At 51.9% G+C, this 12002-nt stretch carries 14 protein-coding genes; 5 read left to right on the top strand and 9 right to left on the bottom strand.

Going from position 1 to position 12002, the window contains the following annotated elements; genetic code table 11:
• Positions 1 to 64: 64 nt before the first annotated feature.
• Genes ABGI61_RS02195 through ABGI61_RS02185 form a run of 3 tightly spaced genes read left to right on the top strand, consistent with a single transcriptional unit; the run spans position 65 to position 2725 of the window.
• Complete coding sequence (locus ABGI61_RS02195; RefSeq protein WP_347596178.1) at positions 65 to 490, top strand: cytidine deaminase; 426 nt, start codon at positions 65 to 67, stop codon at positions 488 to 490.
• Positions 491 to 493: 3 nt separating this feature from the next.
• Positions 494 to 1807, top strand: a complete 1314-nt coding sequence (gene deoA / locus ABGI61_RS02190; protein WP_347596175.1) for a thymidine phosphorylase — start codon at positions 494 to 496, stop codon at positions 1805 to 1807.
• Between the two features lie 57 nt (positions 1808 to 1864).
• Entirely contained in the window at positions 1865 to 2725 is an 861-nt protein-coding gene (locus ABGI61_RS02185; RefSeq protein ID WP_347596172.1) for a TIGR02285 family protein, read from the top strand.
• Positions 2726 to 2777: 52 nt separating this feature from the next.
• Here ABGI61_RS02185 and rho read toward each other — a convergent pair whose 3' ends face one another.
• Complete coding sequence (gene rho, locus ABGI61_RS02180) at positions 2778 to 4043, bottom strand: transcription termination factor Rho (RefSeq protein WP_008222597.1); 1266 nt, start codon at positions 4041 to 4043, stop codon at positions 2778 to 2780.
• Positions 4044 to 4236: 193 nt separating this feature from the next.
• Positions 4237 to 4563 carry a thioredoxin TrxA gene (gene trxA, locus ABGI61_RS02175; protein WP_347596169.1) on the bottom strand — a complete coding sequence of 109 codons (327 nt, stop codon included), beginning with the start codon at positions 4561 to 4563 and terminating at the stop codon, positions 4237 to 4239.
• Between the two features lie 102 nt (positions 4564 to 4665).
• Here trxA and rhlB point away from each other — a divergent pair, with 102 nt between their 5' ends.
• On the top strand, positions 4666 to 5952 hold the full coding sequence (gene rhlB, locus ABGI61_RS02170) for an ATP-dependent RNA helicase RhlB (RefSeq protein ID WP_347596166.1): 1287 nt from the start codon (positions 4666 to 4668) through the stop codon (positions 5950 to 5952).
• The gene (gppA, locus tag ABGI61_RS02165) at positions 5918 to 7459 is read left to right on the top strand and encodes a guanosine-5'-triphosphate,3'-diphosphate diphosphatase (protein ID WP_347596163.1); all 1542 of its coding nucleotides are present in this window, start codon (positions 5918 to 5920) and stop codon (positions 7457 to 7459) included. Before rhlB ends, gppA begins: the two co-directional genes overlap by 35 nt.
• A 55-nt stretch (positions 7460 to 7514) precedes the next feature.
• On the opposite strand, the gene hemB is transcribed toward gppA, so the two are convergent.
• Genes hemB through tatA form a run of 7 tightly spaced genes read right to left on the bottom strand, consistent with a single transcriptional unit; the run spans position 7515 to position 11939 of the window.
• Complete coding sequence (hemB, locus tag ABGI61_RS02160) at positions 7515 to 8522, bottom strand: porphobilinogen synthase (RefSeq protein WP_347596160.1); 1008 nt, start codon at positions 8520 to 8522, stop codon at positions 7515 to 7517.
• On the bottom strand, positions 8512 to 9246 hold the full coding sequence (locus ABGI61_RS02155; RefSeq protein WP_347596157.1) for a GGDEF domain-containing protein: 735 nt from the start codon (positions 9244 to 9246) through the stop codon (positions 8512 to 8514). The genes hemB and ABGI61_RS02155 overlap by 11 nt, the downstream gene beginning before the upstream one ends.
• Position 9247: 1 nt before the next feature.
• Positions 9248 to 10048, bottom strand: coding sequence for a TatD family hydrolase (locus ABGI61_RS02150; protein ID WP_347596154.1), 801 nt, complete (start codon positions 10046 to 10048; stop codon positions 9248 to 9250).
• A 1-nt stretch (position 10049) separates the two neighbouring features.
• The gene (locus ABGI61_RS02145; RefSeq protein WP_347596151.1) at positions 10050 to 10562 is read right to left on the bottom strand and encodes a hypothetical protein; all 513 of its coding nucleotides are present in this window, start codon (positions 10560 to 10562) and stop codon (positions 10050 to 10052) included.
• Positions 10559 to 11347 carry a twin-arginine translocase subunit TatC gene (gene tatC, locus ABGI61_RS02140; RefSeq protein ID WP_347596148.1) on the bottom strand — a complete coding sequence of 263 codons (789 nt, stop codon included), beginning with the start codon at positions 11345 to 11347 and terminating at the stop codon, positions 10559 to 10561. The genes ABGI61_RS02145 and tatC overlap by 4 nt, the downstream gene beginning before the upstream one ends.
• Positions 11325 to 11663, bottom strand: coding sequence for a Sec-independent protein translocase protein TatB (gene tatB, locus ABGI61_RS02135; protein WP_347596145.1), 339 nt, complete (start codon positions 11661 to 11663; stop codon positions 11325 to 11327). Before tatB ends, tatC begins: the two co-directional genes overlap by 23 nt.
• Complete coding sequence (gene tatA / locus ABGI61_RS02130; protein ID WP_347596142.1) at positions 11664 to 11939, bottom strand: Sec-independent protein translocase subunit TatA; 276 nt, start codon at positions 11937 to 11939, stop codon at positions 11664 to 11666.
• Positions 11940 to 12002 lie beyond the last annotated feature (63 nt).

Here is a 12002-nt window from a genome sequence, read left to right as displayed (position 1 = left end):
CAGGCTTGACCTTGCCGCTTTTCCCAGTAACACTGTATGCCCATTAATAACATGAGTTTAACCAGTGAGCGACATTAACTGGGCTGCGCTACAGAGCGCGGCAGAGCAAGCCGCGGCGCAGGCTTATGCGCCTTATAGTCAATTTCCGGTAGGTGTAGCTGTGCTAGCTACAAGTGGCAAGATTTACACCGGTTGTAACGTCGAAAACGCCTCTTATGGTGGTACGGTTTGCGCCGAGCGCAATGCGATCGCCGCTGCCGTGGTGGCCGGTGAGCGCAAATTCAGCGCGTTACTGGTATATACACCACAACCTGCGCTTACTCCGCCCTGCGGTATCTGCCGTCAGGTGATCGCCGAATTCTTCAGCCCTGATGCGCCCGTAGCCAGTTGCAACCACTTAAAACAACAGCAGCAGTGGACGCTGGGCGAGTTATTGCCCGCGGCCTTTACCCCGACCTATTTAGCCAACAGCACTAAAGTCGGAGCTTAATTGATGATCCCGCAGGAAATTATTAAAACCAAACGCAATGGCAATACGCTAAGCCAGGCCGAAATTCAGCAATTTGTTCGCGGTTTAACCGACGATAGCTTTAGCGAGGGCCAGGTAGCGGCGCTGGCAATGGCGATTTATTTAAACGGCATGAGTGTGGATGAAATTGTCGCGTTAACTCTCGCCATGCGCGATAGCGGCACAGTATTTAACTGGCAGGGTAAATTAAATGGCCCGGTAGTGGATAAGCACAGCACCGGCGGTGTGGGTGATAAAGTGACCTTAATGCTGGCACCGATGGTCGCTGCCTGCGGCGCTTATATGCCCAGCATTGCCGGACGCGGTTTAGGCCATACTGGTGGCACTGTGGATAAGCTGGAAACCATTCCCGGCTATAGCTGCACCCAGTCACTGGACACCATCCGTAAACTGTTGCCACAACTGGGCTGTGTGATTGTCGGTCAAAGCAGTGAATTGGCGCCGGCTGACCGGCGGTTGTATGCTATTCGCGATGTGACCGCTACGGTGGAGTCTATTCCGTTGATAACGGCCTCTATTTTGTCGAAAAAGCTGTCTGAAGGCTTAGATGCGCTGGTGATGGATGTCAAAATCGGCAACGGCGCTATTATGCGCACAGTAGACGATGCCTCAGCGCTGGCCAACAGTATCGTTAATGTGGCTAATGGTGCCGGTGTGAATACCCGCGCCCTGTTAACCGACATGAACCAGATTTTAGGCAACACGGCTGGTAATACACTGGAAGTGTTGGAGACACTGGATTATTTAACCGGTAAATACCGGGAACCCAGGTTACACCAGGTTACACTGGAGCTGGGCGCCAATATGTTAATGCTGGGTGGTTTGTTCAAAGACAAAGCCGGTGCGGTTGCGGCGCTTGAACACAGCTTAAGCTCGGGCAAAGCGGCAGAGATTTTTGCCAAAATGGTATCGGCGCTGGGCGGCCCTGCCGATTTGTTGGAAAAGCCGCAGCATTATTTGGCAACTGCACCTGTGATACAGGATATTATTGCCCCTCAGACCGGTGTGGTGAATTACACTGATACTGTCGGCCTGGGGATGGCGGTGGTACGTTTAGGCGGCGGTCGCTCGCACCCCAGCCAGCAAATTGACCCTGCGGTGGGTTTTAGCCACATTGTCCCTTCTGGCCAGCAGGTACAGCAAGGCGATGTACTGGCAAAAGTACATGCTGCAAATGCGGATGCGGCAAAAGTTGCAGCGGCCGAATACTTGCAGGCGTTAGTGTTAGTTGATATGGAAACGGCAGCTTATCCGCTGGTACACCATACCATAGGGTAATTGACGGCAGGCCCCGGGGTTGACTAAAGTTGTGTAACACAACTCTGGGACTTACTGATGCTTTTTCGCCTGTTATTACTGCTATTTACCGCAAGCCTTACGCTGGGAGTAAGCGCAGCGCCCAAGATTACCTGGCTGCAAACCGACTGGCCACCGCATCAAATTGTCAGTGGCCCTTTCAAAAACCAAGGTACTTTTGATTTATTACGCCAGCAGGTTGTGGCGGCCTTGCCACAGTTTTCCCACCATACCCGCTTAGTTAGCCTGGCGAGGTTGGAGCAGTTATTTCTGCAACAAACGCCGGGTGTTTGCGCTGTTGGCACCTTGTACTCAGAAGAGCGTCAGCAAAGCCGTCTTTATTCCACGCCGATGGCTGTGGGCCCGGCGATAAGTATCGGCTTTATTAAGCAAGATCTGTTGGCGCACCCGGCTATTACTGATGACGTGGTTGATATCGGTCAACTGGCTCTGGACAACAGGTTACGAGGCGCTTTCCAGCCAAGTCGATATTATTCACCCGTGGTAGAGCAGGCATTGCAGCATAACGCCACTAATCTCAGCAGCCATGCTTTTACCAGTGAGCTAAATGCCGCCGCATTGTTACGCAATGGTCGTGTTGATTATGTATTAGAGTATCCAGAGCGAATGCGCTACTACAATGAATTGCTTGAAAAACCGGCTAAACTGCATCAGTTGGTCATAGCGGGAGCAACGGATGCCAGTGTTTCTTATATTACCTGCTCGCCAGGCGGTGACGGTGAGCAAATTATTGCTGCAATTGATGCAGTACTTATGCAATTGTGGTTACAACCAGAATATGTATTGGCCATGCGACGTTGGCTGGATGATGACGCATGGCAGCATATCCAGACTGAGGTGCTGGTAATTAAACAGTTTTATCAAGATTTACAGCAATAAGAAGCAAAAAAACCGGCACAAAGGCCGGTTTTCTGGTTTCGCTGACTTGGGCTTAGCTTTTCTGCCGTTTCATGGCTTCGAAGAACTCGTCGTTAGTTTTGGTCATTAACAGACGGTCAATCAGGAACTCCATACACTCGGTCTCATCCATCGGGTTGAGAATTTTGCGCAGGATCCACATTTTCTGTAGCTCTTCCGGTGAGGCCAGCAGCTCTTCGCGGCGGGTGCCTGAACGGTTAAAGTCGATGGCCGGGAACACGCGGCGCTCAGCAATTTTACGCGACAGGTGCAGCTCCATGTTACCGGTGCCTTTAAACTCTTCGTAAATCACTTCGTCCATCTTAGAACCGGTATCGACCAGCGCAGTGGCTATAATGGTTAAGCTGCCGCCTTCTTCCACGTTACGGGCAGCACCAAAGAAACGTTTTGGCTTATGCAGGGCGTTGGCGTCTACACCACCGGTTAATACCTTGCCTGAGCTTGGAATAACCGTGTTATAGGCGCGGGCTAAACGGGTAATAGAGTCCAGCAGAATAATGACGTCTTTTTTGTGCTCAACCAGACGCTTGGCTTTCTCGATTACCATTTCAGCAACCTGTACGTGGCGGCTGGCGGGCTCGTCGAAGGTTGAAGCGATAACTTCGCCTTTAACCAGGCGCTGCATCTCGGTTACTTCTTCCGGCCGCTCGTCAATCAGCAATACCATTAACACACAGTCCGGGTGGTTGGCCGCGATAGACTGGGCGATATTTTGCAGCAAAATGGTTTTACCGGCTTTCGGTGGTGCGACGATTAAGCCGCGCTGGCCTTTACCGATAGGTGAGGCTAAATCCAGTACCCGGGCGGTGATGTCTTCGCGGCTGCCGTTGCCACGCTCCATCCGCAGGCGTGAATTAGCATGCAGTGGCGTTAAGTTTTCAAACAGGATCTTGTTGCGGGCTTGCTCTGGCCGGCCAAAGTTAACTTCGTTAACTTTTAATAAAGCAAAGTAGCGCTCGCCTTCTTTCGGAGGCCGGATAAGGCCGGAAATGCTGTCACCGGTGCGCAGGTTAAAACGGCGGATTTGGCTTGGCGACACATAAATATCATCCGGGCCGGCTAAATACGAGCTGTCACCAGAGCGCAGAAAACCAAAACCGTCCTGCAAGATTTCCAGTACGCCATCGCCGTAAATCTCTTCACCGTTTTTGGCGTGGGATTTTAAAATGGCGAAAATAATGTCCTGTTTGCGCAGGCGGGCCATATTTTCCAGGCCCATAGACTCAGCCAATTCAACCAGCTCGCTAATCGGCTTCAGTTTTAGTTCTGTTAAATGCATATTGATGGGTTTCTTGTTGAAATAAAAACAGGGTAATGCTTATCAGTTCGATAAAATAAGGTTTGGAAGTGGTTTTTCGACAGACAAGCGTGGTTTAGAACGTTATATTGGCTACACAATAGCAGCAGCGGACAGGTGCGTCCAGCGCTGAGAGAGAAAAAGGCGTATAAAAATACGCCTTTTTTCAGCTTGCTCAGATGTTGCTATCGAGAAACTCTTTTAACTGAGTTTTTGACAGTGCGCCTACTTTAGTCGCCGCCACCTGGCCGTTCTTGAATAACAGCAGGGTTGGGATGCCACGAATACCAAATTTAGGCGGTGTGTTGGGGTTGTGATCAATGTTTACTTTCGCCACGGTCACTTTGCCAGCGTAGTCTTTTGCCACGTCATCCAAAATAGGAGCGATCATTTTACAAGGACCACACCACTCTGCCCAGAAATCGACTAAAACCGGGGCGTCGGCTTTTAGTACGTCGGCTTCAAAACTGTCATCTGAAACCTGTAAAATATGTTCGCTCATTTATGTCTCCGCTAGTGCTATGCAGGGCTGCTGCAAAAAAGTGTTATCAATTTAAACGTGGCTGTTCCTTATTGCAAGCGTAACGGTTATGCTTAGCGCCGTATGAATAAAACACACTTAACTACACATAAATTCGCCGATTTCGCATTGGCGCCACAGGTTCTTGACGCGTTAAATGCGCAAGGTTTCGGCTATTGTACGCCTATTCAGGCCCAATGTTTACCGCTGGCATTAGCCGGTAAAGACATTGCCGGCCAGGCCCAGACGGGCACCGGCAAAACATTGGCGTTTTTAACAGCGACCTTCCATTATCTGTTAACCCATGAACCTAAAGGTTCTGGCCAGCCGCGCGCCATTATTATGGCTCCTACGCGGGAACTGGCAGTACAGATCCACCAGGATGCAAAAATGCTGGCCGAAAAAGCCGGCTTGCGCCTTGGCCTGATCTATGGGGGCGAAGGCTACGATACGCAACGCCAGCTGTTAGAAAAAGGCGTTGATATTTTAATTGGTACTACCGGTCGCTTAATAGATTATTTAAAGCAGGGCCTGTACGACTTATCGCAAATTCAGGTAGTGGTGCTGGATGAGGCTGACCGGATGTTCGATCTGGGCTTTATTAAAGACATCCGCTTCATGTTTAACCGCATGCCGCCGGCTACCGAGCGTTTAAGCTTGTTGTTCTCGGCTACCTTGTCATACAAGGTGCAGGAGCTGGCGTTTGAAAAAATGAACCAGCCGGTACATATTCATGTAGCACCGGAAGAGATGACTGGCAGCCGCATCAGCGAAGAGCTGTTTTACCCCTCGGACGAGCATAAGATGCCGCTGCTGTTAACACTGATGGAAGAAGAGTGGCCGGATAAAGCCATCGTCTTTGCCAATACCAAGCATTGGTGCGAAGAAGTGCATGCCTGGCTGGAGGCTGATGGTCACCGTGTTGGCCTGTTGACTGGCGATGTAATTCAGAAAAAACGCCTGCGCATTTTAGAAGACTTTACCAGCGGTAAGCTGGATATCCTGGTAGCGACTGACGTCGCCGCCCGTGGTCTGCATATTCCTAAGGTTAGCCATGTGTTTAACTTTGACCTGCCGGATGATTGTGAAGACTACGTGCACCGTATAGGCCGTACTGGCCGCGCCGGTGAAAGCGGTAAGGCCATTAGTTTTGCCTGTGAGCGCTACGCGCTTAATTTAACCGCGATTGAAGATTATATCCGTCATCCGATCCCGGTAACGCAATATGATGCCAGCGCCCTGCTGGACGATCTTAAAGCGCCGAAGCCGCGGGTTCGCCGCCGGGCCGGTCAGGCCAGAGCTGGCAACCGTTCAGGCGCAGGTGGGCGCAGTAGTCATGGCGCAAGAGCTCCTCGCAACCGTCCTCGTTAATCCGGCGCTGACCGCCGACCAATCACCGCATCAGGATATCTATGCGGTGATTGATCTTGGCTCCAACAGCTTCCATATGCTGATGGTAAAGGTGGTTGGCGGCTCGGTACAGGTTATTGGCCGGGTAAAGCGCAAAGTGCGTTTAGCCGCCGGGCTAAACGAAAACCTGGTGTTAAGCCGCAAAGCGATGAAACGCGGCTGGGAATGTTTAGCCTTATTTGCGGAGCGGTTGCAGGATATACCACCGCAAAACATCCGTATTGTCGGCACTGCCACGCTCAGGCTGGCCAAAAACGTTAAAACCTTCCTTAAAGAAGCCGAAGCCATCTTGGGCCAGAAAGTCACGGTAATCAGTGGCGAAGATGAAGCCCGTATTATCTACTTAGGCGTGGCGCACACTTCTAACAGTGATACTAACCGGCTGGTGATTGATATCGGTGGTGCCAGTACCGAAGTGGTCATCGGTGCTGGCTTTAACCCGCTGTTGTTATCCAGCCTGAATATGGGCTGTGTCACCTACCTTGAGCGTTATTTTGCCGATGACGAGCTAAGCGAAGATAACTTTAGCCGTGCCATTGCAGCTGCTGAGCAGGAAGTGTCAACCATTGCCAGCCAATATCAGCACACCGGCTGGCAGATGGCGGTAGGTGCCTCGGGCACTGTACAGGCGATGCAGGAAATTTTAGTGGCGCAGGGTAAAGATGAAGTCATTACCCTAAGCCGGCTGGAAGATATTATGCAGCAGGCGCTGGCCTGCGGTCGTATGGAGCAGCTGACTATTACTGGTCTTGCGCAAGAGCGCAAGCAGGTGTTTCCGTCCGGGTTGGCCATTCTGATTGCGCTGTTTCGCTGCTTAAATATTACTGGCATGACCTTATCCGGCGGCGCCCTGCGTGAAGGCGTGTTGTACAGCATGTTGCCACAGTTGCAGCATACCGATGTGCGCAGCCGCACGGTAAACAGCCTGATGGTGCGCTATTTTATCGACCAGCGCCACGCCGAGCGGGTGGCCGAAATGGCTGCAGAGCTGGCCAATCAGCTACAAAGCCGCTGGGATTTAAACAAATTTGAAGGCCACAGCATGCTTAAATGCAGCGCGCTGTTGCACGAACTTGGCTTGCTGATTGAGTATAAGAACCATCACCATCATGGTGCCTACATTATTAACCACTCGGATTTACCCGGTTTTACCCGCGCGCAGCAGCAGCTGGTGATGGCGCTGGTGCATAACCATCGCGCTGATATCAGCCGCGAGATTATCGCCCGCCAAACCATGACGTCAGTGCTGCTGACCGTGCGGTTAACCCGAATTTTGCGCCTGGCGGTGATTTTATCGATGCGCCGCCGCCATGAGGTGTTGCCGCAAGTCACTATTAGCAGCAAAGGCGAACAGTTAGTGCTGACCATGCCGGCCGGCTGGTTAGAGCAGCACCCGCTGATGCGCGCCGAACTGGAGCAGGAAGTACAGTATCAGCAGCAAGCCGGCTGGGAGCTGCTGATTAAATAAGGATGTTACGGAGAAGCCGTGTGTGCTAAAGCAACCGCTGCTCTTTTTAGACGGCTTATTTATCTTGTTGTAACCACATTGCCACTTTCTTAGCAAAGTAGGTCAGAATGCCATCGGCACCAGCGCGTTTAAACGCCAGCAACGACTCCATAATCACCGGTTTTTCGGCTAACCAGCCGTTTTGAATAGCCGCCATATGCATCGCGTATTCGCCGCTGACCTGATAGGCAAAGGTCGGCACACCAAACTCATCCTTAACCCGCCGCACGATGTCTAAATAAGGCATGCCTGGCTTAACCATTACCATATCGGCGCCTTCTTCTAAATCCATGGCGACTTCATGCAAGGCCTCATTGCTGTTAGCCGGGTCCATCTGGTAGGTTTTTTTATTACCGCCTTTTAAATTACCGGCCGAGCCTACCGCATCGCGGAACGGGCCATAGTAGCTGGAGGCATATTTGGCTGAGTACGCCATAATGCGGGTGTTAACAAAGCCCGCTTCTTCCAGCGCTTCACGGATAGCGCCAATACGGCCGTCCATCATATCTGACGGTGCCACCACATCAGCGCCGGCCTCGGCGTGCGATAACGCCTGTTTAATTAAGGCCGCAGTGGTGATGTCGTTCATGACATAGCCGTTATCATCAATAATGCCGTCCTGACCGTGGGTGGTGAATGGGTCCAGCGCGACATCGGTAATAATACCAAGCTCAGGCACCTGTTGTTTTAGCAGGCGTACAGCGCGCTGCGCCAGACCATCCGGGTTCCAGGCCTCTTCAGCCTGTAACGACTTTTTCTCGCTAGCGGTAACCGGAAACAGCGCAATAGCCAGAATACCCAGCTCAACCAGCTGCTGGGCTTCCTCAAGCAATAAATCCAGGCTTAAGCGCTCAATGCCTGGCATAGACGCTATAGCTTCGCGTTTATTTTCCCCCTCGATAATAAACATCGGGTAGATTAAGTCGTTTACGGTCAGCTGATGCTCGGCCATCAGGCGGCGGCTAAAATCATGTTCACGCATGCGGCGCAGGCGGCTGGCGGGAAAATAGCGGTTAGTGTTCATGTATCTCTCCTGTTACTGCTGCTGCCACTGGTGCCGGATAACTGTGTACCTGATCCCGTCCGGCGGCTTTGGCGCGGTATAAGGCTTTATCGGCAAAGGCAATAAATTCGTCGTTATCACTGTCTTTTGCCGGTATGGCGGCATAACAGCCGGCGCTTAAACTTAGTGTCAGGGTTTCAGCGGCAGTGGTAATGCTGGCGGCACTTAACTGCTGGCGGATACGCTCGGCCAGCTGCACTGCGCCCTCCAGGCTGGTGTTGGGCAGCACAAGAGCAAACTCTTCACCACCGTAGCGAAATACCTTGTCGGCCGGGCGCTTTACGTGCTGACGGATAAGCTGTGCCACTTGCTTTATGGCCTGATCACCCACCAAATGGCCGTGGTTGTCGTTAATCTGTTTAAAATGATCAATGTCCAGCAGCACCAACGCGACAGTGCGCTGCTCGCGCCGGCTGCGCTTAAGCTCTGCAGTTAACTGCCGGTCAAAATAGGCGCGGTTATAGACGCCGGATAAGGCATCAATCTGGGTTTGGAGCTCCAGTTGGCGGTTTGCCTCGGTGAGCTCATCTAAGGCAATTTGCAGCTCAAAGCTATGGCTGCGCAGCTGGCTTTCCAGATCGCCTGCTGTTTGGCGCCAGCGGCGCAGTATCAGCACAGCTGTCAGCCCCACCAGCAGAGTACCAAGCAACAGCCCGGCCAGAAAGTAGAGCAAAACAGCAGCCATGTTAAGCATCACCACTCAGTGCTGGCAGGCCGAACAGCCGTTGGCTGTTAGCTAACACTTGCGTTGCCAGCGCTTCGGTTGTGAGCTGACGTAAGCTGGCCACCACACTGGCAATATGCGGCAGAAAGGCAGGCTCGTTGCGACGGCTTGCCGGTTTTGGGCTTAAATCGCGTGGCAATAAATAGGGCGCATCGGTTTCCAGCAGTAATCTGTCCAGCGGAATATACTGCAACGCCTGGCGCAGCGCATCACCGCGGCGCTCATCACAGAGCCAGCCGGTAATACCGATATGCAGGCCCAGGTCAAGATAGGCTTTTACTTGTGTCATATCACCGGTAAAACAATGCGCTACGCCATGCTGTATTTGCTGCTCTTGTAGCATGGCCAGCTGGGTAGCAAAGGCATCGCGCTCGTGCAGGTATACCGCTTTGTTGGCGTGTTTGGCCAGTTGCAGCTGTGCGGCAAACACCTGTTGTTGCATTGGTCTTGGTGAAAAGTCGCGGTTAAAATCCAGACCGCACTCACCTACCGCTACAACTTCTGGCCGTGTCAGCAATTGTTTCAGGTCGCTTAGCCAGGTGTCACTGACCTGTGCCGCCTGATGCGGATGCACACCGGCCGTGCTAAAACAGCCGCTGTGCTGTTGGCAAAAGGCAATGTTTTGCTGGCTTTCGGTAATATCACTGCCAATCAGTACAAGCTGCGCCACGCCGGCGCCCTGGGCGCGTTGCAGCACCTCTGGCCGGTCGGCGTCAAACTGACTGCTAAACAGATTAACGCCGATATCACACCACAGCGGCATCTTATTGCTCGCGTTTAATGCGGATGGTGCGGTTATTATTGTCATTAGCGAGGAAAAACGCGTTAAGTACGCCACGTTTAATCGTATGCTGCTGGCCAACAGCAATGGCGTAATAGTCGCTGCCAATCTGGCGCCAACGCTGGCCATTGTCGAATTCAACAATCAGTTCTTTGCGTGGCGTGTAGCTAACGTTTTTTACTGTAACCCTTAAGGTTTCATCGGCATCGGCCTGCTCTTTATGCTCCAGCCCAAAACGGTCATCGTCGCTTTTTGCTGGCTTAGCTGTGGTCGGTTTCACTGTGGCTTGTTGAGCCCGCTCATTGGCCTGCGACGGCAGTGCTTTAACGCCCGGTGTGGTCGCTGATGTCAGAGATATTGCGTCATAACAGGTTAAGCGGCGCAGGGCATTTTGCTCGGCACGGCACAGTTCTACCGCCTGGTGTACAGGGATCTTACTATCAGCTGCTGCACTGACACTGAGTAAGGCGCTGCAGATTGCTAATACATATTTCATCGCTGTTGTTCCTGTTTTTGTTTTTCTGGCTGTTGTTCTGGTTGTTGTTCGCAGGGCTCAGTATTTTTCGGCTGATAAAACCGGCTTAATGACAAGCCCAGTTCAAATAATAACCACATTGGCACCGCCAGCAGCGTTTGTGAGATAACATCCGGCGGGGTGAGCAGCATACCTAAAATAAAGGCACCGACAATAATATAAGGCCGCTTTTCTGCCAGTGCTTCACGGGTGGTCACGCCGGTCCACACCATTAGCAAAATGGCGACCGGAATTTCAAATGACAGGCCAAAGGCAAAAAAAAGCTTCAGCACAAAATCCAGGTAGCTGCTGATATCGGTGGCGACAGTAACGCCTTGCGGTGCCACACTGGTGAAAAAGCCGAAAATAATTGGAAATACAACGAAATACGCAAAGGCAATGCCGCTGTAAAACAGTAAGGTGCTGCTGATCACCAAAGGTGCCATCAGGCGCTTCTCCCGGCTATACAGTGCCGGTGCAATAAACTGCCACACCTGCAGCAGTAGATAGGGCACGGCCAGGCAAATGGCGACAATAAAGGTCAGTTTAAACGGCGCAAAAAACGGCGCTGCCACATCGGTGGCGATCATACTGCTGTTTTCCGGCAGCACGGCTAACAGTGGTTGTGCCAGCAGGTGATAAATGTCTTGCGCAAAGGCTGCCAGCGCGGCAAATACCAGAATCACAGCGACCACGCAGCGTAATAAGCGGCTGCGCAGTTCAATCAAATGCCCAAGTAAGCTATCAGGATTTACGTTCTGACTCATCAGTTTGCTCTTTTGCTGGCGTGGATGCAGGCGCAGCCAGTGACGGTGTGACCTCCGCTGCGGCTTGTTTTAACTCAGCCAGCGCAGCTTTTTCCTGCTCGGTCAGGTTTAGCAGGCCTTTCGCTTCGGCGTCTTTCAACTTCTGATGCAATTCATGCGTGCGCAAGTCGTGGTTCAGTTCAGCCTGCATTTGCTGACCAAACTGCTTGATGCTGCGCACGGTTTTGTGCACCGAGCGAATAGCACCGGGTAACCGCTCTGGCCCCAACACCAACAATGCCACTACGGCGATGACAACCAGCTCCCAGAAGCCCATTTATACTTTGTCTTTAACGTTTTGTTCTTGTTGGCTGTTGCTGCCGGGCGCAGTGCTGTCTGTTTTAGCTTTTTCATTCAGCTGTTGCGGCGGTTGTTGTGGCTGCTGCGATGCTTCGGTGCTGTCGTCTTCAGGTGCATCTTTTATTGAGTTACGAAAGCCTTTTACCGCCGAGCCGAGATCAGAGCCAATGCCACGTAATTTTTTAGTGCCAAACAGCAATACAATGATCGCCAGTACAATAAGTAATTGCCAAATACTGATATTGCCAAACATAATTTTCTCTATCCTCTGATTAACTGCCGTGATGGCAGCGCTAGCTTATGTCGTTATTATGAC

Source organism: Rheinheimera fenheensis (genome assembly GCF_039871805.1).
Classification (GTDB): domain Bacteria; phylum Pseudomonadota; class Gammaproteobacteria; order Enterobacterales; family Alteromonadaceae; genus Alishewanella; species Alishewanella fenheensis.
The sequence above is the reverse complement of the archived record's forward strand: the minus strand, read 5'-3'. Positions and strand labels throughout refer to the sequence as shown.